The organism is Stenotrophomonas sp. SI-NJAU-1 (assembly GCF_020883215.1).
GTDB classification, from domain to species: Bacteria; Pseudomonadota; Gammaproteobacteria; order Xanthomonadales; family Xanthomonadaceae; genus Stenotrophomonas; species Stenotrophomonas indicatrix.
Window position 1 is genome coordinate 4,123,608 of record NZ_CP086598.1, and the last position, 23,973, is coordinate 4,147,580.

Genomic DNA, 23,973 nt, shown 5'->3' on the forward strand with positions numbered 1-23,973 from the left:
CGACGACTGGGCGCGGCGAACAAGCCAGCGCGTAACCGGTCCAGCGGCAGGCTCGACCACCGCATCAGTGTCCGCTGTGGGTCGAAAGCGGACATCGACTATCAACGAACACTTCCGGACGTGGAGGAGTCATCGGTGCCGATATCGCGATCAAGCAGACAATCGATAAAGGCGCGGAGCGCCGGCAGCATATAGCGCCGGCTGGAGTAGTAGAGATACAGGCCAGGCACCGTCGGTGACCAGTCGGAGAGGACGCGCTTGAGTCGTCCGTCCTGCAGTGCTTCGGCAATGCCGTCATCGTTGTAGGCATAGAAGATGCCCAAGCCCTGGAGTGCGGCGGGCACCACGATGTCCTGGTGATTGGAGATCACCGTGCCATCGCCAAAGAACTCGACGCCTTTCCCCTTCTTCTTGAATTCCCACCCTGCGACCTTCCCGCTCCCGGGAAAGCGCCAGTTGATGCAGGCATGATGGCTGAGCTCGGCCGGTGTCTTCGGCTCGCCGTGTCTGGCGAGATAGTCGGGTGAGGCTACGGCCAGCAGGTCGATGTCCGGTGTCAGCCTGACCGCCACCATGTCTTTCTGCAGTCGACCACCCACGCGGATGCCGGCATCGAAGCCCTCGCCCGCGATGTCACTCAGTCCATCGTTGATCACGATGTCGAGCACGACATCCGGATGCGCCTTTGCGAAACGCCCCAATCTCGGCGCGATCACTTTCTTTGCCGCCATGCTCAGCGTGTTGATCCGCAACGTTCCCGCCGTGCGCGCATTTATGCCGATGGCTTGTGCCACTGCTTCGTCCATGTCGCGCAGCATCGGAGCAATCCGTTCGTGCAAACGGCGTCCGGGTTCGGTCGGCGACACGCTGCGTGTCGTGCGGTTCAACAGGCGCACGCCGAGCCGGGACTCAAGCTGCCGAATGATCTGGCTGAGGGCGGAGCGGGACAGGCCCAGATGATCGGCCGCCTTGGCGAAGCTGGCCCGGTCGACGACGGCCACGAAGGCCTTGAGTTCCGCGAATTCGGAGCCCCGCATTGTGCACTGCTTCCTACATAGCCTGATCAGATCCTAGCTGATTCTCTAACCTTCGGGAACGGCTCACTCTAGCTCCGCACACCCCAACCGGAGCATTGAAATGAAAGATCTGGACCTGCCCGAGCCGATCTCGGCGTATTTCGAAGCTGACCGCCGGGATGGCCGGACGGTGGCCCGCTGCTTCACCAAGGACGGTGTCGTCCTGGACGAGGGCAAAACTCATTCGGGCCTCGCCGCGATCGAAGCCTGGAAGACCGAGTCGTCCGCCAGGTACACCTATACCGCCAAGCCCCACACGCTGGAAACGCAAGGGCGCAGCTACATCGTCACCTGCCAGGTGTCGGGAAATTTCCCCGGCAGCCCGCTGGGCCTGCGTTACGCCTTCATCCTGGAGCGCGGCAAGATCGCCTCGCTGGAGGTGGCGTGATGGGTTTCGACCTCCAACTGGCAGGCAAGCGCGTCGTGGTCACCGGCGGCACGCGAGGCATCGGTGAGGCTGTCGTCGAGCAGCTCTCCCAACTAGATGCGCGGATCGTGGCGACATCACTCTCAAATCCCAGAAAGCCGATCGATGGCGTGCACTACGTGGCGGCGGACCTCTCTACCGCCGAGGGTGTCCAAGAGGCGGTAGAGGCCGCCCGGCAAAACCTGGGCGGCGTCGATATCCTGATCAACGTGGTGGGCGGATCGTCGGCGCCTGCGGGTGGCTTCGCCATGCTGGACGATGGGCAGTGGGCCAAGGCGCTGGACCTGAACCTGATGGCGGCCGTGCGGATGGATCGCGCACTGTTGCCGGCGATGATCGCGCAGGGATCCGGTGTGGTCCTGCATGTCACGTCCATCCAGCACGTGCTGCCGCTGCATGATTCCACCATCGCCTACGCGGCGGCGAAGGCGGCGTTGTCCACATACAGCAAGGCGCTGTCCAAGGAAGTCACCTCCAAGGGCGTACGCGTGGTCCGCGTCTCGCCGGGCTGGGTCGAGACCGAAGCCTCGGTCGATTTCCTCGGGACCATCGCAGCCAACGCGGGCACGGATTACGAAGGCGCCAGGCAGATGGTCATGGACGCGCTGGGCGGAATTCCGCTGGGGCGCCCGGCCAAGCCGAGCGAAGTGGCGGATCTCATCGCGTTCCTGGTCTCGCCCCGCGCCGCATCCATCGTCGGAACAGAACACGTCATCGACGGCGGGACCGTGCCGACGGCGTGACAAGCGCCGATGAGCCACATCGGCATGGCGCGGCCCCCTCTTGCCCGGTCGCGCGCGCTTGGCTGGCCCGTCCACTGACCCTAGGCGGGATTGCGTTCGGGGCATGTCAGTACTTTTGGTCAAGTTATCTGGACTTTACGTACCCGATGGTTCTGCCGTTCGTTCCAAAGTAGCCCTGCCCGCCAACGCCGCACATCGAACCGCCATCACCCACCACCTGAGGACACGCCCATGTTCAAGCTCATTCCCGCCGTGCTGGCCGCCGCCCTGGCGGCCAGCTTCACCCCCTCCACCTACGCCGCGGATATCGCTGCCCGTGACGCTACCCGGATCAAGAACGTCGTCCTGGTGCATGGTGCCTTCGCCGATGGCGCGGGCTGGCGGCCGGTGTACGACGACCTGACCGCACGCGGTTACCGCGTCTCGATCGTGCAGAACCCACTAACCTCGTTGGCCGATGACGTGAACGCCACCCGGCGTGTGCTGGATCGCCAGGACGGTCCCGCTATCCTGGTCGGTCACTCGTGGGGTGGTACCGTCATCACCGAAGCTGGCGCGCACGACAAGGTCGCAGGCCTGGTCTACGTGTCGGCGCTCGCGCCAGATGCGGGCGAGACCACCGCCCAGCAATACGAAGGCTTCGCGCCCACGCCCGAGTTCGTCATCGAGACCGCAAGCGATGGCTACGGCTTCATCAGCCCGGCCAAGTTCAAGGCGGGCTTCGCCCATGACACCACCGACGCTGATGCGGCGTTCCTGCGTGATTCGCAGGTGCCGATCAACATGTCGGTGTTCGGTACGAAGTTGACGCAGGCCGCTTGGCGCACGAAGCCCAGCTGGGCGGTGATAGCGACCGAAGACAAGGCGTTCGACCAAGCGATGCTCATCCACATGGCCGAGCGCATCAAGGCGCGCATCACTAAGGTCTCTGCCAGCCACGCGGTCTTCATGACCCAGCCCAAGGTGGTCGCCGACACGATCGACCAGGCGGCCAAGGAAGCAGGTCGCTCGACCAAGTAAGATCGCAACCTGCCGGACGCCGACTCCTCCCCCGTCGCGTCCGGCTTTCCTCTTCAGACAACACGCCCTGCCCACGGCGGGCGGCCGTATCCGGCTGCCTGGCGCTGTTCCCTTGCCCGGAGTTCCCCCCTTTGACGACGTCCTTCCCCCCTCATTCGCACACGCATGATCCCGGCCATCAAGAACGCTACGACTTCATCGTCTGCGGTGCCGGTCCTGCCGGCTGCGCGCTGGCCGGCCGTCTTGCCGAGCATCCGGGCTTACGCGTGTTGTTGATCGAGGCGGGAGGCTCCGATGAGACGCCGGAGGTGTTGGAGCCCGCGCGGTGGCCCCTGAATCTTGGATCCGACCGTGACTGGGCCTTTGTCGCCCAGCCCAATCCACATCTCAATGGCCGTGCGATCCCGTTGAACATGGGCAAGGCGCTGGGCGGAAGCTCGAGCATCAACGTCATGGTGTGGGCGCGCGGTCATCAGAGCGACTGGGACCACTTCGCACGCGAAGCAGGTGACGATGCATGGGGCTACGAGTCCGTGCTTGAGATCTACCGTCGGATCGAGAACTGGCGCGGCATGCCGGATCCCCGCCGACGCGGCACTGGTGGCCCCGTGCATGTGGAAGCGCCCCATCATCCGCAGCCAGTGGCCATCGCGATGATCGAGGCGGCCAAAGTGCTGGGCATGCCGATCTTCGACAGCCCGAACGGCGCGATGATGGAAGGACGCGGTGGCGTCGCGCTCAACGACCTGATCGTGAAGGCGGGCCGACGCTCATCGATCTTCCGGTCCTACATCTTCCCGAAGCTGGGGCAGGCCAACCTGACCGTTCTGACGCATACGCAGGTCAGCAGACTGCTTTTCAACGGCACCACTGTCGTTGGTGTCGAGGTCGTCCAGGGCGCGAGCACCAAGCACCTGATGGCCGATCGCGAGGTGATCCTCTCAATGGGCGCGATCAATACGCCCAAGGTCCTCATGCAGTCCGGCATCGGCCCGGAGGACGAGCTCGCGCCTCATGGCATCGCGACGGTGCAGCACCTGCCCGGCGTTGGCCGCAACCATCAGGATCACGTCTCGTTCGGATGCCTCTTCGAGGCGAACGGACCAGTTGCGGTGGGAAGTGGAGGATCCGAAGCCACGCTCTACTGGAAGACAGACCCCGCACTGGACGCGCCGGATGTCTTCCACTGCCAGTTGGAGTTCCCGGTTCCCACGCTGGAGACCGCGCCTCGTGGCGTACCGGAGCATGGCTGGATGACGTTTGCCGGCCTTTCCCATCCCAAGAGTCGCGGCTCAGTACATCTCACTGGCGCCGGCGTCAATGATCATTGCCGGATCGAGGCCAATACGCTGTCGCATCCGGATGACCTGCGCGATGCAGCGAAGACGATCCAACTCGCTCGGGACCTTGCGCATGCATCGCCCTTCAGCAGCCTGCTCAAGCGTGAAGCGATGCCGGGAAATTTGAGTTCATCCGAGATGGAGACGTACGTCCGCGACTCGGCTGTCACCTACTGGCACCAAGCCTGCACCGCGAAGATGGGTCGGGATGAGATGTCCGTCGTGAACGGCAATCTGCAGGTCTATGGTATCGACCGGCTACGGATCTCAGATGCATCGATCATGCCGGACGTCCCCAGCGGAAACACGATGGCGCCTTGTGTCGTCATCGGCGAGCGCGCCGCCGAAATACTCAAAGTAGCGCACGGGCTCTGATGTCAGATTGGCCTATGTCTGCTTCCGGCCAGGAGCGGACATCGCACCAGCCCGCACCCGGTGTTCGCAAGTAGGTAGGCGGCACCTTCCAGTTCCAGCCCATGGGCGTCCCGGCAATATTGCTAGACGAGCGATGTCGCACTTGCCATCTTCCGAATCCACCATCGGGAGAACTGGTCGATGAAACCCCATAGCTACCAAAGGCCTTGTCCCCCAAGGAATTTCGCGACCCCGCCCCCTATGCGACAATGCCAAAAACGTCTCGGGTTTTGGCGGCTTTGGCCCCAACCCCTTGGCATTCCAAACAACATCAGGCAACTCTGGTAGAGCCACCGACAACGGGTGGCCGGGCGTCGAAAACCCGAGCTATTAGGAAGTTGTTTACGCTTGTCAGCCGGCACCACCACGCGTGGTGCCGGCTGGCAATCCGTCTGCCGGCTATGGCGGGCGGTGCGTGGGGGCCTTGCGCCCGCCGGTTGTCCTAATAGCCCGGTTTTCGAGCCACGCATCGTCCGCCACCTTTATCGGTGGCGGCTTCTGCCTGCTTGCACGGAGCCTGCCATGACCACGCCGCACTCCCCTCCCCCGCGCCCCATCCAGGAAGCGCCCTCGCCCAACCATGCCCTGGACCCCAATAGCCTCATCGCCATCCTGCGCAGCATCGGCGCCGGCGCTGCAGCCGACGGCCGGCCCTGGCCCGAGCGCCATCACCTGCGCAGCCGGCAGATGGCGTTGTCCGACGCCGACTGCGCGCTGACGGGCCAGCGCATCGTGCAGGAGATCCTGCTGGCGGCCGAGCGCACGCGCCAGAACGGCGAGCCCGACCAGTACGTGGGCGATCGTGTAATGGAGGGACTGGTAATGGCCGATATCGCACTCACGGCCTTCATCCACGAGCGGGTGCGGCCACAGGACTGAGGGCGCACTTGTGGGCGTGACGTTCTGTTTTTGTGCGGGTGATGAATGAAGAAACGCGGCCTTGCCGCTGCGGCGGTGTGCATCGCGGTGATCGGCGCAGTATGGGCGGGGTGGCCCGAGCCAGCGGGCGATCAGGTGTGGGCGTACCAGAAGCTGCAGCCAACGGACTACCGGCTGCTGCACAGTGATGCACTCGGCTTCGTGACCGCCAAAGCGGATGAGGGTTTTGAACTGCACACGCGCTATGCCGGGGTGACGTCCTTCGAGATCCGATGCAAGGGTGTTCTGGTTATGGACGTGGAGAACGCCCCCTCACGTGTGCTGATCCGGGTGCCCGCCGATGCACTTACGCGGGCGCCGGATATCGAGCGCCTGCGCCTCAGTTTCGAGCGATGGTTGGACTACCACCAGAGCCAGGGCGCGTTGCTGGTGCAGAGTGCAGGAACATCGTGGATCGAAGCGCTGTTTGGGCGCTTCAGTGGGGCGGTGCCTGATGGGCAGCGTTGTGTATTTTGAGCCACCACGTCGCCAACAATCACCAAGCCAACTACGGCCGATCTTGGGACTCACTCGCGCCGTTGATGGAGCAGATCCAGCTGTGCCTGAATTGACAGCGGCCACTCGCGGTAATGCTCCATCGTGGCACCAGCCAGCGGGCAAGAAACACCCGCCAACGAGCTTTCGGGCGGGTGTCAGGACGCGTGAGAGACAGGCTGGCCAAACGACGGCGGGTCTGTCCACAGCGCTGCTCCGCTTGATACGGTCGAATTCCGCTGCTCAATATTGGGGGACGTCGGCCCGAAGCCTATTCTGGCGCAGCACAAGGCCATAGCTTAGCTCCCCTTAGCTTGGCCGCCTGAATCGCCGCGACGACATCCCGCCTGATGAGAATGGCATTGGAGGACTGGTGGCCTGCCCCAAAGAACTGCTCGCTTCGGAAGATGGGAAGATCTGGAGCCCCAACTGGCGCCGGGAGGAATCCTCGCTCTGGGCCCATGTAGCGAACGCGCCCGCATTTCGGACAACGAACCCCCAAGTCCTCCTCAATCTGCAACGCCACGCTCGTGTCAGCGCGTAGCTGCACGATGTGATCAAGAACATTCCCCTGTGTGTCCTCAACCGGCCACGTCTCAATGCAGAGTGGAGCAAGGTGCGCTTGCCATACCTCCCTATGCATGAAAATCGCATCTTCAACCCAGAACAGTTTGAGGAAGGCGTTACGCCCCCACTTCAATGACTTCCGCACACGAAAAGGCGCAATTTGGACAGCCCAAGCTCCGCACTCATCACAGTATTTCGAAGTGTCATAACTCTGCGCCAGGAAGCCAAAATCATCCTCTGGCTGAGGATACCCATTTGCATGAGTAACCAGCAGTTCGCAATAATCCGCAGCGGCAATCTCAGCGGCAGAAAAATCCGTCGTTACAAGGGAAGATCCGCCCCATTCCCTGATCAGCGAAGAAACACCACCCCATTCTGGAGCCCCTTCCGCCGAGTGGACGACACCAATGATGCACTCCCCATTGAAATCAGATGGCGGATCGACAGTTGCGCCGATCTGCTCGAGCTGCAGCGCGCGCCTCGCCGTCCATTTAAAAGTAGAACGATAGTTTACCCTCATGAATAAATGGATCTCAAGATCCGCCCCTCATAGGAATGGCTGGATAATTCGCTCGAATTTCGCGCAACTTGTTTGCAATTCGATCACAACTCAACTACCTGTCGTTGTTGCGCCCCCAACAGAGGGCAAAATGTCGGGCGACTTAGCGCCCGACAATAATGACATCACCAGGCATTTGGGCCTACGCACCTACCGCGTAGAGCGGTAGAAGCTAACTAAGCAATCGTCGTCGGATCCGTCGGCTGTAAAATGCAACACAGTCCCGCTGGAACGGAGCTGGTAACCAGATTGACGTCTCGTCCGCTCGGCGACTGCATTGTGTGGATTCGGCGCATATATGAACCGCTCGAGCGCGTACTTTTCCTTCAGTCGAGCGGCGGGGTAGCAACGACCTTCTTCCAGCTGGCCATAGTAGAAATTTATACCTTCGACCAAGCGAGAAGGAATCCGAGACTCAGTATATGCAATTCGGTAGCCATCGCTAGTCTCTACCGGGCCCGACCTAAAAACTATGGGATCAGCATTGCTGCTGCCCTGCTGCTTGAATTCAGCTATCCCTACGCGTCGAAAGTAATCAAACCCAAGTGGCCAAGGCGCGTCAATTAGGGATTGAAAAATTTCGTCAAGTGAACCCTGGCTCTTGTCCTTCGGCAGGCTCGGATCTTCAGCTGATGCCTGAAATGAGACCGCCAGCATCACGCCAAATAGAGACAGAAGGTACTTCCGCGAAGGCTTGAAGTTCATCGCTCCATCTCCTCGAACAAACCACCCCCACCGCCACCACCGCCGCCGCTACCTGGCGAAGGGCTGGGGGCAGGATGAGAGCTGTCCCATCAGCTTCCGTAGTAGTCCCCATACGAAATGTCATCGTCGCGGCCTGCGGTCCCATTCACATCAATGCGCTCACCATTTCGGTAGATTTTTCCAATCTGTCGCGCAGCTTCATCCCATCCTATGTGGCCAGCGGCAATTGACAGCGGCGGCTTGCGGTAATGCGTCATCCTGACACCAATCTGCAGGCAAAAAAACCCGCCAATTTGGGCATGTCGCGAACTAGCGCGTCAGAGGCGTGGCGGGTGTGTTGGGGCTATTTTTAGCGTCCCGATCGCTTACCTGCAAGTAATCAGGTGTCGTTTTGGGTTGACCTGATTGCCTGTTCGCAAGGCAACTTTCGAGAAAACGGGTTGAGTCCAGCAAGCTCGTGGGTACAGATCACCTGGTGTCAAAAACACGCAGGGAAGAGCGACAGCGGGCATTACGCCCGCGCGGGTGTACTTCAGGCCGGTCTATTTCCGTCACTCAATTGCAAGGATGCGCTCGGCAGAGGAAGCAGCACGCTCCAACTATCGGTCGGAGTTTCCCGAGTCGTTTCTCCAGCAATTCCCGATGGCTGCCCGCAGATCGCCGCCCCACCATCAAGCCCTTTCCCCTCCGCAGGAACCCACACATGAGCCTGGCGCTGGTCCACAGCCGTGCCCGTGCCGGGGTCGACGCCCCGTTGGTGCGCATCGAGGTGCATCTCTCTGGCGGTCTGCCGGTCACCCAGATTGTCGGCCTGGCCGAGACCAGCGTGCGCGAATCACGCGAGCGCGTGCGTGCTGCCCTGCTCTGCGCGCGCTTCGATTTCCCGCAGCGGCGCATCACCCTCAACCTCGCCCCCGCCGATCTTCCCAAGGAAGGCGGACGCTACGATCTGGCGATTGCCTTGGGCATCCTCGCTGCCAGTGGCCAGGTCGATCCGCAGTCGCTGCTGCAGTACGAGTTCCTCGGCGAACTTGGCCTGACCGGCGAGCTGCGCCCGGTGTCCGGCGCGCTACCCGCCGCCATTGCCGCCGCCGAAGCGGGGCGAATCCTGATCGTGCCGCCTGGCAACGCTGCCGAAGCCGCGCTGGCCCAGCACGCCGATGTGCGCGTGGCGCGTACCCTGCTGGAATGCTGTGCCGGGCTGGGCAATCCACGCCTGCTGCCACAGGTGGAACGCGTGGACACCACGCCGCTGCCATTGCCGGATCTGGCCGACGTACGCGGGCAGGCGCTCGCACGCCGCGCGTTGGAGGTTGCCGCCGCCGGTGGCCATCATCTGCTGCTGATCGGCAGCCCCGGCTGCGGCAAGACCCTGCTGGCCTCGCGCCTGCCCAGCCTGCTGCCGGACAGCGAAGAGATCGATGCCCTGCAGTTGGCGGCCATCACCTCGGTCAGTGGCGAAGGGCTGGACCCGAAGCGTTGGCGACAGCGGCCGTTCCGGGCGCCGCACCACAGCGCAAGCGCGGCGGCATTGGTGGGCGGCGGTAATCCACCTTGCCCAGGCGAGATCTCGCTGGCGCATCACGGCGTGCTGTTCCTGGATGAACTGCCGGAGTGGAACCGCAGCGCATTGGAAACCCTGCGCGAACCGCTGGAGTCCGGCCATATCCGCATCTCCCGCGCGGCGCGCAGCGTGGTCTACCCGGCACGTTTTCAACTGGTGGCGGCGATGAACCCGTGCCCCTGTGGTTGGGCAGGCGACCGCAGCAACCGCTGCCTGTGCAGCGACGAGCGCATCACCCGCTACCGCGCGCGGGTATCGGGGCCGCTGCTGGACCGCATCGACCTGCACATCAGCGTGAGCCGCATGGATGCGGTGGAGCTGCGCGAGAGCACGCCGCTGGGCGAACCCAGCGCCAGCGTGCGTTCGCGGGTGGAAGCGGCACAGGCGCGGCAACAGGCGCGCGGTGGTCTCAACGCGCACCTGCCGCCTGCTGCCCTGCGTGCGTGCACGCGCTTGAGCGAAGCCGACCAGGATCTGCTGGAACAAGCCATCGAGCGCCTGCAGCTGTCGGCGCGGGCGATGCATCGCATCCTGCGCGTGGCACGCACCATTGCCGATCTGGCCGAAAGCGAGACCATCCAGACCGCGCACCTGGCCGAGGCCATTGGGTACCGGCAGCTGGACCGGGGCAAGTCAGGCACATAGCGGCCCCTTCCTCACACTGTTGACTTGCTTGCCTGAGGCACACAATATTAGTTGCCTCAGGCAATCAAAGAACACCCGCCATGCCCGCCCAGCACAGCCAAGCCCTCGACCGCGCCGAGCAGGTGCGTCGTTTCAACCGCTTCTATACCCGCCGCATCGGCGTGCTGCAGGACCACCTGCTGGGCAGCCCGTTTTCGCTAACGGAAATGCGTGTGCTGTACGAACTGTCGAGCCGCGGGGCAGCGCGGGCGTTGGACCTGCGCACGGAGCTGGGGCTCAACGCCGGCTATCTCAGCCGCGTGATCGCCACGCTGGAGAGCCAGGGGCTACTGGAGAAGACACGCCACCCGGACGACGCCCGCTCGCAGTTGCTGGCGCTGACCGCGCTTGGCCGGCAGACGTTCCAGCCTTTCGAGGAGGCGTCGCGCCAGGAGGTGCTGGCCATGCTGGCGCCGTTGCCGGAGGCGCAGCAGCAGGCGCTGGTGTACGCGATGGACCGCATCGGGCAACTGCTGGATAGGCGCCCGGCAGATGTTGTGCTGCGCGCCCCGCAGCCGGGTGACATGGGCCTGGTGGTACACAAGCAGGCGCGGCTGTACGCGCAGGAGTACGGCTGGAACCAGGAGTTCGAGGCGCTGCTGGCTGACATCGTCGGCAAGTACCTGCGCGAGTTCGACCCTACCTCCGACCGCTGCTGGATCGCCGACCGCCAGGGCGAGATGGTGGGCTCGGTGTTCGTGGTGCGCCACGATGCCACCACGGCCAAGCTGCGCATGCTGTACGTGGATGCCACCGCGCGGGGCCTGGGCGTCGGCCGCCGCCTGGTGGAAGAAGCCATCGGCTTTGCGCGTGCCGCCGGTTATACCCGCATGGTGCTGTGGACGAACAAGGTGCTGCTGGATGCGGTGCGCCTGTATGAGAAGACCGGTTTTTCGCTGGTGGAGGAAGAGCACCACCACAGCTTCGGCAGTGACCAGACCAGCCAGGTGTGGGCCCGCGACCTGGCCTGAGCAGAAGCAACGGCGCAGGAGGCGCCCCTCCCCGCCACACACGCCGCGTGCGACCATGCAAGGCCCTGTCTACGTTGTCGCCTGTCCCAGCAGGCCGGCCTTCTGATCCATGAGCACTCTGCAACCGCCGCACCTGCCGACCTCCGATGCATCCACCCCGCTGACACCTGCGGCAACCGGCGGCAGCGGGCCACTGGGTGAAACGAAGATGCGCGAAATCGCGGTGCGGATCTCGCAGTACTTCCGCGATTTCCTTGAATCGGATTTCAAGCGCGCGCAGGCACCGCGGCGCCGCATCGTGCTTACCAGCGATTCCGGCTTCCGCGCGGGCATGCGCACCGCGCCGTATCCGGCGTTGGACAAGGAGCTGTGGAAGCTGCTCAGTCGGCCCTCCGGCGAGGAGCTGTCGTTCACCATCGGCCCGCGCAGCTATACCCGGCCGATCAGCGCGACGCTGCGCCGCATCGTCGAAGAGCAAGTGAACGCCATCACCGAGACCGCCATCGCCACGGTGCGCGTGGCCGTGCTGGACAAGGCGCGCGCCAGCATGGCCGGTGCGCTGGAAGACCCGGAAGCCTGGGTGGCATCGGTGCAGGGCACCTTGGTGGATGCGATGTGCGTGCAGGTGGTGCGGCCGCTGATCGCGCATCTGGCCGGTCCACTGCAGGGCCAGGCGTACTGGGTGATGGATTCGCTGCACGCGGCTGAATCGGACCTGGTCACCCGCTCCGTTGTCGATCTGTACCAGACCCTGCCGGAGGTGCTGGCGCGCTTGCTGGCCACCGGTGACGAGCTGCCGCTGCAGCAGGCCTGCGAGCACCAGCTGACCCGCGACGGCACGATCAGCGCGCTGATGGCGTTCTTCGAGAACTTCGTGGCGGCCGACGCCTTCCATGAGTTCCGCGACCTGGAAACCTATGTCGCCACCGGCGATGGTCTGCAGCTGTATCTCTACGTGGGCACGCTCAAGTACGCGGGCGTGCAGTACCCGGTGTTCTACCTGCCGCTGGACGTGGTGCGGGCCAAGGATGGATCGGGTTACACCCTGACCCTCAGCAACCGGCTGTTCGCCAACCGCCGCGCGATCGATTTCGTGCTGCAGGAACTGGCCGTGGGCATGGCCCGCGAGTGGGTGTCGCCGATCCAGGAGCGCATCCAGTACCTCGACCCGGCGCAGAGCCTGTTTGAAGTGGCGGCATCGCTGTTCCGGCAGGTAGCCAACGCGGTGGATCTGGGCGGCGACGTCTCGCTTTCCTCGTCTGCCAGCGAGGCATCCACCGCCACCGTTGCGCTGTCGCCTGCCCTGCACCTGGCTGCGTTCGAGCGCGCCGACGAGGCGCTGCTGAATGATTTCGAGGAGATCATCGACCAGGCCCGCAATGGCGGGTCGAAGCTGGTGGATCTGTTCCACGGCATGGTGGAAGGCGTGCTGATGCGCAACCCTGAACCTATCGGCGAACGGGTGGAATCGGCCTGGGATGCGCTGCCGCTGGTGGAGCGCATGGTGTTCGATTCGCCCATTCCGTTGAACGAGGAACAGCGCAAGATCCTGCTGGCCGTGCGCGAACCACAGGGCCGCATCGTGGTGGTCGAAGGCCCGCCCGGCACCGGCAAGTCGCACACCATCACCGCCATCGCTGCGGACTGCGCGTTCAACAAGAAGAGCTGCCTGGTGCTGTCGGACAAGACCGAAGCGCTGGACGTGGTGTACGACAAGCTGTCCGATGCGATGAGCCGGGTCCGCCATGATCGCGATTTCCCCAACCCGATCCTGCGGCTCGGCCAGCAGGCGGCCAACTTCAAGCGCCTGACCTCCACCGGCACGATCAGCCAGATTTCAGCCTTCGCCAAGGCCATGAAGGCCAACCAGCCCGCCCTTGAGAGCGAGCGCCAGGACACGGCACAGACGCTCCGGCAGGCCATCTCCACTACCGTGCAGACGCTGGGGCGTGTATCGCTTGCTGCAGTGAAGACCATGCACGAGCAGGAAGCGGAACTGGGCGAGCGCGCCCCTGCAGTGCTGCAGCAGGTGCACGCGGTAATGGATGCCAACGTGCTGGCCGAGCTGGAAGCGGTGGCTGCGCAGGCGGACGTGCTTGAGGCCTATCTTGCCGACCTGTTCGGCAGCACCGACTACACGCCGGCGTCGCTGGACGAACGTATCCGCCGCGATGCGGTGACCACCGCCTTCCTCGCCGACCGACCGGTTGACGGCTGGGCGCTGTTCGAGTCGTTGGATGCCGGGCAGATACGGCTGCTGGGCACGCTGTTGCTGCAGCACCAGCAGCTGAAGATGCCGCTGCTGGGCTATCTGCTGCGCGGCAATGCGGTGCGCGGGCTGGAGCTTCAGCTCAACCAGCTGGGTACCACCCGCCCGCTGCTGCTCAAGCAGGATGCAGCTGCCCTGCAGGACATCGTGCAGGGCGCAAACGCGCTGCGCATGAAACTGGAGGCCGAAGGCCTGGGCACGCAGCTGGCGGCCAGCTACCGGCAGATTGCCCACGGCGCCGCGCCGGGGCCGGGTGCGGCGGTTGCACGGCAGGCGATGACCCTGCTGGCGCGGCTCAATCCGGCCATCGTCGAGGCCCTGCTGGCCGAGCCGAAGGACGACCCCGCGCTGTGGGCGCTGACCCTGCGCTTCCTGCAGGGCTGGATGGCCACGCGCAAGGCCTTCGTCGACGCGCCGCAGTATGACTATGTGGGCACCAAGACCAAGCTGGAACGCTTGAACACCTCGGTGATGAATGCCCATGTGGATGGGCGCCTGATCAGCTTCATGGATCATCACCGCGCCGATGCGCGGGCATTGGCGGGCGTGATCGCCAACCGGCAGAAATTCCCGGTGGACAAGTTCGAGAGCGTGCGCGAGTCGTTCCCGGTGATGATCGCCAGTATCCGCGAGTTCGGCGAGTACATGCCGCTGGCGCCGGACCTGTTCGATGTGCTGGTGATCGACGAAGGCTCGCAGGTCTCGGTGGCGCAGGCGCTGCCGGCGCTGCTGCGCGCGCGCAAGGTGGTGGTACTGGGCGACTCAAAGCAGTTCTCCAACGTCAAGGCCGCCAACGCCAGCATCGCGCTGAACGACAAGTACCGCTCGGACCTGGTCAACTATTTCCGCACCCACGTCAGCCAGCAGGCCGACGTGCTGGAACGGTTGGCCATGTTCGATGTGAAGCGCTCGGTGCTGGAGTTCTGCTCGCTCTCGGCCTCGTACTCGGTGATGCTGCGCAAGCATTTCCGCAGCTATGCGGAACTGATCGGGTTCTCGTCCTCCACCTTCTACAACCACCAGCTGCAGGCATTGAAGATCCGCAGCCGGCCGCTGCAGGAGGTGATCCGCTTCAGCCAGGTCGATGCCAGTGGGCACCGCACCAGCCGCAGCACCAACGACGCCGAAGCGGCCTTCATCGCCGAGCGCCTGGTGGAACTGCTGGAAACGGATGCGCCGCCCACGGTCGGCATCATCACCCCGTTCCGCGAGCAGCAGACGCTGTTGTCCAAGACGCTGTTCAACCATCCGCGCGGCCGCGAGTTTGAAGAACGGCTTCGCCTGAAGGTGATGACGGTCGACTCCTGCCAGGGTGAGGAACGCGGGCTGATCTTCTATTCGATGGTGGCGACCGCCGGCCAGGATGCGCTGAACTACATCTTCCCGGTCAGCCTGAGCGGCGCGGTGGATGCGGTGGAAGACAAGCTGAAAGTGCAGCGCCTGAATGTCGGCTTCTCCCGCGCGCAGGAGGCGATCTGGTTCGTCCATTCGATGCCGGTGGATGCGTTCCGCGGCGCGATTGGCCATGCGCTGCGTTACTACGCCAGCCAGCTGGACCGCCCCGCGCCCGACGCCGCGCAGACCGATGCGCGCAGCCCGATGGAATCGAAGGTGCTGCAGTGGCTGCAGCAGACGCCGTTCGTGCTTGCCCATGGCGATGCGGTCGAGATCATTCCGCAGTTCCCGGTGGGCGACTACCTGCGCCAGCTCGACCCGACCTATCAGCACCCGGCGTGGCGCGTGGACTTCCTGGTGACCGTGCAGACCGTGCGCGGCGCGCTGCAGATCGTGATCGAGTACGACGGCTTCGAATTCCATTTCCGCCGCGACAAGCCGGTGCATGTGGGCAACCACGAGCGCTATCTGGTGGAGGCTGATGTCGAGCGCCAGCTGACCCTGGAAAGCTACGGCTACCGCTTCCTGCGCATCAACCGCTTCAACCTCGGCAGCGACCCGGTGCAGACGCTGTCCGACCGCCTCTATCGCCTGATTGAAGTGGCCGGCACGGAGATCCGTTCGGCAGCGGTCGACCAGGTGATCGAGCAGGTGCAGGGGCTGGAATCGAAAGAGAAGAAAGTCTGCAGCCGCTGTGGGCAGATCCGCAGCCAGGAAGAGTTCTTCGACCCTGACCTGCGCGCCGGTGCCGGCGGGCTGGGACGGATCTGCATGCCCTGCAAGGCGGGCTAGGCGGTGCTGCCGGGTGCCAGCGTGCGCACGGCCACCGCCGCCAGCCTGCGGCTGACCAGCGTGTAGAGTTCTTCCAGTTCGGCCGCGCGCGCGTCGGTCATGTTGGTACCGAACAGTACCCGCGACAGCGCGGCCTTGTGGGTGTCGGCGGGATAGCGCGCCCGCGCCCGGTACACGGCCTGCAGCACCAGCCAGGCCAGGCGGAAGCCGCCTCCGGGCAGGGGGCGGACCACGCGGTCATAGACCTGCCAGAACTGGTATTCGGCCTCCAGGTCGACCGCCGGTGCTGCGAACGGCACCGGACGCGCACGTCCATGGGCGCGCCTGCGAACCGGAGGGAAACGGGGGTTGTGCTGTGCCATGCGTACAGGATGACCCAGCAACATTGTGGGAACCTTGCGTTGGTGCCGGAATATCAGTGCTGATTGTGCAAAGTGCGGCGGATGGCCCGTTTGGATGGAGCGATTTCGCCGGGCATGGCCCGGCGCTACCGGATTGCGTGCGGCGAAGGCCCCGCTTGGGTAGATGCCAACCTTGGTTGGCAAGGCGCGTCGGCGCCGGAGGGATTCCGCCGGGCATGGCCCGGCGCTACCCAGCCTGCCGCGAAGTGCATCCACGCATGACGTGGATCTACTTAGAAGGTTATCGAGGTGCTGAACATCACCTGCCGGGGGGCGCTGCGCTGCAGGGTCTGGTAGTCGCCCGAGAACGACGAGCCGGCGATGGTGGCGGTGCCGATGTTGTTGCGGTTGAACAGGTTGCTTACGTCCAGCCGCAGCTCCAGCCCCGGCAGCAGGCTGTCCGGGCCCAGGGTGTAGGCCGTGTACGCGTTGACCTGCCAGAACGTCGGCACGCGGATGTCGTTTTCATAGGTGAAGGGCTGGCGCAGGTACGAGGTGCTGGTGGCACCGAAACGCCAGTCGCCGAAATGCGCGGACAGGTCGCTGACCAGCGACAGCTGCGGGTAGCCCGGCTGCGCGTTGCCCTTGATCGGGTACACGGTATCGCCCACCACGAAATCGCTGTCGTAGTACGAACGCGCCAGTGCGATGCCCTGGTAGAACTGCAGGTGGTCGGTCAGGTCGGCGGTGATGCCGAGATCGGCGCCGATCACGTGCATCTTCGGCATCAAGCGCACCGTGTTGATCTGCGCGAACTGGGTGCCGATGGCTGCCGACAGCAGGCGGTTGCGGATATCGTTGTAGAACACATCGCCAGTCACGGTCAGGCGGTCGAAGCGGTGGCTGGCGCCCGCGGTCAGGTTCCAGTTCTTTTCCGGGCGCAGGGTGCCGGCCACGCGGTCGAACTCTTTCTGGTCACTGATGGTCCAGGCCGACGCGGTGTAGCCGATGTTGCCGCGCTGGGCCACGCGATAGCCGTTCATGGTGTTGACCAGGTCGATGAAGGCATCGGTCCGCTCGGTCGGGCTCCAGTACAGCGACACGTGTGGCAGGAAGTTGCTCTTGGCGCGCAGCGTGCCGGACACCGGGCGCTCCGCTGCGTCGCCGATGCCGCCACCGGTCGTGGTGAAGTCCACGGCCTTGAAGCCCAGCCCCAGCACCAGCGTGTCGGTGAGGGCGTAGTTGTCATGCAGGTAGAACTGCCGCGAGCGGGTCACCCAGCTGGATGCGTTGTCGGTCTGGAACGCCGGCCCGTACACATCGAACGGCCCGGTCGCCTTCAGTGGTTTGCCCTGCCCCAGCAGCGGCTGCTGGTACCACTCGGTCTTCGCGGCCGCCTTGCTCTTCTCCTGCCAGAAGCCGGTGGTGAGGGTGTGTGCACCCGTCTCGAACTGCAGGTTGAACATGCCCCCCAAGCGATTGAGGTGCGGCGTCTGCACCTGTTCGGAGAAGGGCGCGCCGTTGGGCGAGGGCACGGTCGGGTCGGTCAAGGTGGCCTGGGTGTGGCCGTTGGCGTTGTACAGCTGCACGTTGCCGCTGAGCGCGGGCGTGATCTGGAAGCGATGGTTGATCGACGCGACGCGGTCGCGGGTCACCTGGCCGGTGTCGTAGGGAATCAGCTCGGACAGCTCGCCGCAGGTGTAGGCGCCGCAGGACGTGTCGGCGTTCTCCGGCGAGGCCACGTAGTACGCCCATGCATAGTCCGGATAGAAGCTGTCGGCCTTCCAGCCCAGCTTGCGGATCATGTCGAAGGAGATGTTGTTGTAGCCCCATACAGCGGCCTTGCTGTCGGACAGGAACACGGTGAAGTCACCCCACGCCACATCCTGCTGGGCCTTCAGGTCACCGCGCAGGAACTTCTGGGTGCCGGCGCCCTGGTACTTGTCGGCCGACACGCGCTGCAGGTCGACCAGCAGCTTCGGGCCATGTTCGCCCAGCTGGCCGCTCTGGCCCGAGACCGTGGTGACCCGCGTGTTGTTGCTGCCCACGCCCTGCTTGATGCGCAGGCTGGGGGTGTCCTGCAGGTCGCGCAGGCGGTACTCGAGGCTGCCGCCATTGACGCTGCTGGAGAACACACTGACCGGTGCACCACCCGGGCTGACCGTGATCGAACCGATGCCATCGGGCACGCCGACGTTGACCACGCTGGTGCCGGTAAGCGAGAGGAAGCCGTTGTCGTTCAGCGGCACGCCTTCGAAGGTGATGCCCATTTCATTCATGCGGAAACCACGCACGAACAGGCTGGTGGCCGAGATGTCCAGGCCGAGACCGTCGGTGGCGGTGTAGCTGGCACCCGGCACGTTCTTCAGCATCGACAGGCCGTTGTTGCCCGAGACCATCGCATCCAGGTCGGTGGCATTGATGACGTAGCGGTTCGGGCCCACCACCTGGGTGGGGGCCACAGCAGCACCGCGTGGGGTGGCGATGACCTGCAGCGCGTTCAAGGTGGTGGGGGTGTCGTGCGCGGCGTCGGTGGATTCGGCAGCGTGCAGCGGTGCAACGAGGGCGGTGCCGATTGCCAGGGCAAGAAGCGTAGGTGGAGTGTTCATGGCCAGATCCAGGGTGCAGGGAGAAGAGGACGCAGGCGCACGCCCAGCGCGATGCAGCGCCGGATGGCGATGCAGTGGCTGGTGACGCGATTGCGTTGAAGGCGGGAACGGCGCAGCGCGCGCCGGTCAGCGGCAGACGAAGACGATCAGCTGCCGAACGATTCGATGGTGTGATTTCGACGTGCGGAAGTGTTGCATTGGACCGCCACATCCGCCATTGCACCGTGGGAAAGCGCGGTTATACGCAGGTATCGCTTTCAATGCCGCGCTATCACCTGCATGTTGCAGCGTGATGTCTGTGCGCTCGGTCAGCCTTTCGACTATTCGTTCCTGGCTCGACTTGCGCCACCCTGGATGCTGAATGATCATGTCGGCGGCGGCCGCGCGGATATCTGCGATGCCTTCCGCACGCACTGCCATGCAAGGCTCCGACGCGTTAACTCGACACTTCAAAGGACGAACGTCATGTTGAATGGATTGAAACCGCTCGCCGCAACTGCACTTTGCCTGCTCGGCCTGTCTGCCTTCGCCGAAAATGCCGCCGCCGCGCAATGGGTCGACAGCGGCCGCACTGCGTACTTCAAGCAAAGCCCCTTCTCCAGCGCATGGGAACACACCTGCACGACCGGCGGCACGCCGATCCAGGACTTCCCGGGCACCTGCGCCAACGATCCGTTCAGCGGTTGGACGACCAACTACAACGCCGCCAGCGCATCGGCCAACAACCAGCTCAATGCCTGCCACTTCGACTCGCAGAAGCTCGGCTCGGCCTGCTACGGCCTGGCGTACGCGATCAATGGGCAGGTCTATGCTGGCGGCCTGCCTGCCGGCTGCAACTTCGGTGCCCGTGCGGTGGTTGTTTCGACCCGCATGGAAACGATCGAGATCCAGAACCATGAGCTCGATGTAGAGAGCGTCCAGTCGGGCAACGAGTACGTCTGCCAGTAAAACCGTTGGTGGGACGCCGCCACCGTGTGTGGCGGCGTCCTTCTTCGTATTGCCGGCTTCTTACTGCAGCACGAAGCGCTCGATCGCCCTGGCCACGCCTTCATCGGCGTTGGTGGCGGTCTCGAAGCGCGCCACGGCCTTCACCGCATCGATGGCATTGCCCATCGCCACGCTGGTGCTGGCGTACTGCAGCATGGTGAGGTCGTTCTCCTGGTCGCCGATGGCCATCACGTTGGCGCGGTCGATGCCCAGGTGCTCGGCCAGCTTCTGCAGGCTTGGCCCCTTGCCGGCGCGGTGGTCGAATACTTCCAGGAAGAACGGCGCGCTCTTCAGTACCGCGAAACGCTCGGTCAGCGCGGCCGGCAGGCGCGCGATGGCGGCGTCCAGCACGTCCGGCTCGTCGATCATCATCAGCTTGATGAAGGACATGCCAGGGTCCATGTCGGCCACGCGGCGGTACGACAGTGGCATGCGCGAAAGATGCGAGTCGGCCACGGTGTAGATGCTGATGTCCTGGTTGGGCGTGTACATGCGCTGCGCATCCAGTGCCTGGAAGTGCACGCCGATCTCGCGGGCGACCTGTTCGCAGTACACGAAATCGTCGAAGCTGAGCGGATACTCGACCACGGTTTCGCGCGGGCCGATGCGCTGCACCAGGCCGCCGTTGCAGGCGATGCAGTAGTCATCGTCGCCCTCGATGCCAAGCTCATGCAGGAACGGCGCCAGCCCGGGAACCGGGCGGCCGCTGGTCAGCACGATGTGCACGCCCAGCGCGCGCGCCTGGGCGATGGCCTGCTTCACGCGCGCGGTGAGCTTGTGGGCGGGGTCCAGCAGGGTGCCATCCATATCGATGGCGACCAGTTCGATGGTCGATTGCCTGCGACCCATGTCCATCATCTTCAACCAGTGCGGGGGACGCCCATTTTAGGCCAGGCCGCCTGGCAACGCCGGCCTCATGCATCGTTCACCTCTGCGCGGCGCTGGCCGGGGATACTCGTGGGGCCTGTGCGTCCCCCACCGCAGGACGGCCCTATCGACCGCCCTTCCCTGGACACTACTTTCGACGCATGACCTACCAAGCGCCCGACGCCACTGACACCGCCCCGCTCGCCCAGCAGATTGAAGACCTGATCGACGGCCTGCCCGGCGACCATATCCGCGTCGGCACGCTGCTGCATGCGCTGGGCGACGAAGGCCTGATGCTGGTGGTGATCCTGCTGTCGGCGATCTTCCTGATTCCGGTATCGATTCCCGGGCTGAGCACGGTGTTCGGTGCGTCCATCCTGCTGATCGGCCTGAGCCGCGTGCGCGACCGTCCGTTGTGGGTGCCGCAGCGGTTGGCCGACAAGCAGATCGCCACCGACAAGCTGAAAGCCAATCTGGGCCGTGCGCTGAAATGGGTGCGTCGGATGGAGCGGTTGTCCCGGCCGATGCGGCTGGCGGCAATGGTGCGCTCGAAGAAGATGATGCGGTTGAACAACCTGGCGCTGGTGTTCGCCACGATCCTGCTGATGCTGCCGGCCGGGCCGATTCCCTTCAGCAACACCCTGCCGGCGCTGGCGCTGATGTCCTTCGCCATCGGCTTCATCCAGCGTGATGGCGCGGCAGTGGCGGCCGGCTACGGCTTCGTGGTGGCGTCGGTGGTGTACTTCGGTGTGCTGCTGGGCGGCGTGGGCTTTGCGGCCGAATCGGTGTTCAGTGGGCTGCGCGCGGGCTGGGTCGGCTCAGGGCGTTGGTCGGCACTGGTCTGACCCGTGGATACCCCTGCATCTCATCTGCAATCGGGGAATCGCGCGCCCGTCCACAGCGACGCGGCGATGGGCCGCAGGCTGCCTTCCGGTGAATCCTGCTGGCCGTCCAGGTAACGGATGCGCAACCGGGTGTGCTCGCGCGTCAGGCGGATGACCGGCGGCATGCCCTCCGCTGCAGAGGCGGTGATGATGCCGTCCTGCTCACGCAGGATCAGCAGCTGCGGGGCCAACGCTTCCCCTTCGAACCGCTGCAGCAGCACCGCCGTCCCTCCCGCATAGGGGATGAAGGACAGCGCATGGCCGAGCAGGTCACCCGATTCGGGATGCATGCAGACATTGGAGTAGCTGCCCTGCCAATGCGCGGCTTCGACAGCAACCGCAGCAACCGGGAAGATGAGCGCAGCGGTAGCCAGCACGATCCGTCGGTACATCCTTGTGTCTCCTCAGGTGGGCCATGAAGACCGAGGCGATGCCGCCGGCAGCGGCACCGCAGTACAGTAGCGCAGGTCCGCCCTACTTCGCCGACACCCGCCACACCACGTCGCCGACATCATCGGCGACCAGCAGCGCGCCCTCCGCATCGATTGCCATGCCCACCGGCGCGCCCATCAGCGTCTTCTCATCCTTGGACGCGAACCCGCTCACCACCGCTTCCGGGCGGCCGGCCGGCTTGCCGTCCTTGAACGGCACGTACACCACTTCGTAGCCGCTCAATGGCGAGCGGTCCCAGCTGCCGTGCTCGCCGATGAAGGCACCGCCGTGGTACTTCGCCGGCAACGCCTGGCCGGTGTAGAACAGCAGGCCCAGCGGTGCCACGTGCGAGCCGATGGCGAAGTCCGGGCGGATTGCGTTGGCCACCAGGTCCGGCCGCTGCGGCTGCACGCGCTCGTCCACATGCTGGCCGTAGTAGCTGTAGGGCCAGCCGTAGAAGCCGTGCTCCTGCACCGAGGTGAGGTAATCGGGCACCAGGTCGGCACCGATCTCGTCGCGTTCGTTCACCACCGCCCACAGCTTGCCGGTGCTCGGCTCCCAGTCCAGGCCGGTGGGGTTGCGCAGGCCCGAGGCGTAGATGCGGCTGCCGCTGGTGGCCACGTCCACTTCCAGCACCACCGCACGGCGGTACTCGACGGCCAGGCCGTTCTCGGTGATGTTGCTGTTGGAGCCCACGCCCACGTACAGCTTGCTGCCGTCGCGGCTGGCCAGCAGTTCCTTGGTCCAGTGGTGGTTGATGGTGCTGGGCAGGTCGGTGAACTCGCTGCCCTTGTCGGACATGCGGGTTTCGCCCGGCACGTAGTGGTATTTCATGATGTTGCCGGTGTTGGCCACATACAGCGTGTCACCGATCAGCTGGATGCCGAACGGCGAGTGTAGGCCTTCGATGTACACGTGCTGGGTCCAGGTGCCGGTGCCCGGCGTGCGCCGCAGCAACGTGACCCGGTTGCCGCCCTTGCCGGCCTTGCCCGAGCGCGCCTTCACCTTGCCTGCGATCCACTGCTTGGGCGTGGTGACCGGCTCTTCGCCGGGACCGTTGCCTTCCACTACAAGCACATCGCCATTGGGCAGCGACAGCAGTCGGCGCGGGTGCTGCAGGTTGGCGGCGATGCGTTCGATCTTCAGGCCGTCGGCAACCGTCGGTGCCTGGCCCTCGGCCCAACCCACGCCCTTGGGCACCTGCATCGGCGGCATGAGGTAGTTCTGCGGCGCGGGCAGCGGCGGCTGTGCACCGGACTGGTCGGCCGGGTGGTATTCGGCCTTGCCGGCACACGCGGCCAGCGCCAATGCCAGCGAAAGCACGCCCACGGCGGGCAGGAAGCGCTTAGCCATGACGGGCTCCTTGCAGCAACGGCTGCTGCAGCGAAAGCACGATGAAGCCGAGCGCGATCAGTGCCACCGTCAGCACGGAGAGGATGGTGCCCGGCACGGCCGCCGCATAGGCGTCGCGGCTGTGCACGAAGGCGTTCCAGACGGCCAGCACGATGGCGACCAGGTTGAGCAGGAAATCCAGTCGGTCGGTGCCGGTGGCGGTGCCGTTGCGGCGCCAGACCGCGAACAGGTTGATCAGCCGCGGCAGGATGGCGATCAGCAGGCCGAAGGTGATCAGCCACGCCGCCGACTTGCCCCACATCACTTCAGCGGTGTTGAGGTAGAGGATGTCGAAGATGAGGCCGGCCACGAAGAAGCCGAACGGTATCGGATTCAACAGGCTGAAGAGCGTTGTGCCGAGGCCGCGGTGGGCCTGGGCGACGGGGTTGACCATGGTCGTGCTCCGGGACGGGAAGGGTGCACGGCCTGTAGTAGCACAGGGGGGCGGGAGGGAGTGCGACGGCGCCCGTTGGATCCGTGCCGTGCGTGGATGCGCGGTGACAGCCTACGGTCGGCGCCGGC

At 64.6% G+C, this 23,973-nt stretch carries 20 protein-coding genes; 11 read left to right on the forward strand and 9 right to left on the reverse strand.

Translation table 11 applies throughout. From position 1 onward, the window contains the following. Positions 1-101 precede the first annotated feature (101 nt). Positions 102-1,037 carry a LysR family transcriptional regulator gene (locus LMF57_RS18785; protein WP_229290380.1) on the reverse strand — a complete coding sequence of 312 codons (936 nt, stop codon included), beginning with the start codon at positions 1,035-1,037 and terminating at the stop codon, positions 102-104. A 100-nt stretch (positions 1,038-1,137) separates the two neighbouring features. Here LMF57_RS18785 and LMF57_RS18790 point away from each other — a divergent pair, with 100 nt between their 5' ends. The 6 genes from LMF57_RS18790 (at position 1,138) to LMF57_RS18815 (ending at position 6,415) form a co-directional block, all read left to right on the forward strand. Continuing rightward, a complete protein-coding gene (locus LMF57_RS18790) occupies positions 1,138-1,464 on the forward strand; it encodes a nuclear transport factor 2 family protein (protein ID WP_229290381.1) in 327 nt (108 codons plus the stop codon). Further along, entirely contained in the window at positions 1,464-2,246 is a 783-nt protein-coding gene (locus LMF57_RS18795) for an SDR family oxidoreductase (RefSeq protein ID WP_229290382.1), read from the forward strand. The genes LMF57_RS18790 and LMF57_RS18795 overlap by 1 nt, the downstream gene beginning before the upstream one ends. Positions 2,247-2,477: 231 nt before the next feature. Continuing rightward, the gene (locus LMF57_RS18800; RefSeq protein WP_229290383.1) at positions 2,478-3,266 is read left to right on the forward strand and encodes an alpha/beta hydrolase; all 789 of its coding nucleotides are present in this window, start codon (positions 2,478-2,480) and stop codon (positions 3,264-3,266) included. Between the two features lie 131 nt (positions 3,267-3,397). After that, positions 3,398-4,981, forward strand: a complete 1,584-nt coding sequence (locus LMF57_RS18805) for a GMC family oxidoreductase N-terminal domain-containing protein (protein ID WP_229290384.1) — start codon at positions 3,398-3,400, stop codon at positions 4,979-4,981. Positions 4,982-5,542: 561 nt separating this feature from the next. Next, a complete protein-coding gene (locus LMF57_RS18810) occupies positions 5,543-5,899 on the forward strand; it encodes a hypothetical protein (RefSeq protein WP_229290385.1) in 357 nt (118 codons plus the stop codon). A gap of 45 nt (positions 5,900-5,944) precedes the next feature. Further along, complete coding sequence (locus LMF57_RS18815; RefSeq protein ID WP_229290386.1) at positions 5,945-6,415, forward strand: cold-shock protein; 471 nt, start codon at positions 5,945-5,947, stop codon at positions 6,413-6,415. A gap of 289 nt (positions 6,416-6,704) precedes the next feature. Here LMF57_RS18815 and LMF57_RS18820 read toward each other — a convergent pair whose 3' ends face one another. Both LMF57_RS18820 and LMF57_RS18825 read right to left on the reverse strand, forming a co-directional pair. Next, complete coding sequence (locus LMF57_RS18820) at positions 6,705-7,520, reverse strand: hypothetical protein (protein WP_229290387.1); 816 nt, start codon at positions 7,518-7,520, stop codon at positions 6,705-6,707. Positions 7,521-7,709: 189 nt separating this feature from the next. Continuing rightward, positions 7,710-8,264: a hypothetical protein gene (locus tag LMF57_RS18825; protein WP_229290388.1), complete on the reverse strand. Its 555-nt coding sequence runs from the start codon at positions 8,262-8,264 to the stop codon at positions 7,710-7,712. Positions 8,265-8,967: 703 nt separating this feature from the next. Here LMF57_RS18825 and LMF57_RS18830 point away from each other — a divergent pair. The 3 genes from LMF57_RS18830 (at position 8,968) to LMF57_RS18840 (ending at position 15,939) form a co-directional block, all read left to right on the forward strand. Beyond that, positions 8,968-10,473 carry a YifB family Mg chelatase-like AAA ATPase gene (locus tag LMF57_RS18830; protein ID WP_229290389.1) on the forward strand — a complete coding sequence of 502 codons (1,506 nt, stop codon included), beginning with the start codon at positions 8,968-8,970 and terminating at the stop codon, positions 10,471-10,473. An 80-nt stretch (positions 10,474-10,553) separates the two neighbouring features. Beyond that, entirely contained in the window at positions 10,554-11,483 is a 930-nt protein-coding gene (locus LMF57_RS18835) for a helix-turn-helix domain-containing GNAT family N-acetyltransferase (protein WP_229290390.1), read from the forward strand. 109 nt (positions 11,484-11,592) lie between these two features. Further along, positions 11,593-15,939, forward strand: a complete 4,347-nt coding sequence (locus LMF57_RS18840) for an AAA domain-containing protein (protein ID WP_229290391.1) — start codon at positions 11,593-11,595, stop codon at positions 15,937-15,939. On the opposite strand, the gene LMF57_RS18845 is transcribed toward LMF57_RS18840, so the two are convergent. Together LMF57_RS18845 and LMF57_RS18850 are read right to left on the reverse strand one after the other, a co-directional pair. Further along, positions 15,936-16,238, reverse strand: a complete 303-nt coding sequence (locus LMF57_RS18845; protein ID WP_229290392.1) for a hypothetical protein — start codon at positions 16,236-16,238, stop codon at positions 15,936-15,938. The two genes, LMF57_RS18840 and LMF57_RS18845, sit on opposite strands and share 4 nt — an antisense overlap. 335 nt (positions 16,239-16,573) lie before the next feature. Then, complete coding sequence (locus LMF57_RS18850) at positions 16,574-18,889, reverse strand: TonB-dependent receptor (RefSeq protein WP_229290393.1); 2,316 nt, start codon at positions 18,887-18,889, stop codon at positions 16,574-16,576. Between the two features lie 279 nt (positions 18,890-19,168). Here LMF57_RS18850 and LMF57_RS18855 point away from each other — a divergent pair, with 279 nt between their 5' ends. Continuing rightward, complete coding sequence (locus LMF57_RS18855; protein ID WP_229290394.1) at positions 19,169-19,837, forward strand: hypothetical protein; 669 nt, start codon at positions 19,169-19,171, stop codon at positions 19,835-19,837. Positions 19,838-19,897: 60 nt separating this feature from the next. Here LMF57_RS18855 and yidA read toward each other — a convergent pair whose 3' ends face one another. Continuing rightward, complete coding sequence (yidA, locus tag LMF57_RS18860) at positions 19,898-20,731, reverse strand: sugar-phosphatase (protein ID WP_229290395.1); 834 nt, start codon at positions 20,729-20,731, stop codon at positions 19,898-19,900. A 173-nt stretch (positions 20,732-20,904) separates the two neighbouring features. Between yidA and LMF57_RS18865 the strand changes: the two genes are divergently transcribed. Further along, the gene (locus LMF57_RS18865; RefSeq protein WP_117311641.1) at positions 20,905-21,588 is read left to right on the forward strand and encodes an exopolysaccharide biosynthesis protein; all 684 of its coding nucleotides are present in this window, start codon (positions 20,905-20,907) and stop codon (positions 21,586-21,588) included. Between the two features lie 20 nt (positions 21,589-21,608). Here the strand turns inward: LMF57_RS18865 and LMF57_RS18870 are convergent, their stop codons facing one another. The 3 genes from LMF57_RS18870 to LMF57_RS18880 form a co-directional block, all read right to left on the reverse strand. Beyond that, positions 21,609-22,019, reverse strand: a complete 411-nt coding sequence (locus LMF57_RS18870; protein WP_117311642.1) for a hypothetical protein — start codon at positions 22,017-22,019, stop codon at positions 21,609-21,611. Positions 22,020-22,101: 82 nt separating this feature from the next. Then, the gene (locus LMF57_RS18875; RefSeq protein WP_229290396.1) at positions 22,102-23,412 is read right to left on the reverse strand and encodes a sorbosone dehydrogenase family protein; all 1,311 of its coding nucleotides are present in this window, start codon (positions 23,410-23,412) and stop codon (positions 22,102-22,104) included. Beyond that, the gene (locus tag LMF57_RS18880) at positions 23,405-23,845 is read right to left on the reverse strand and encodes a DUF2231 domain-containing protein (protein WP_229290397.1); all 441 of its coding nucleotides are present in this window, start codon (positions 23,843-23,845) and stop codon (positions 23,405-23,407) included. The genes LMF57_RS18875 and LMF57_RS18880 overlap by 8 nt, the downstream gene beginning before the upstream one ends. Between the last annotated feature and the right edge of the window lie 128 nt (positions 23,846-23,973).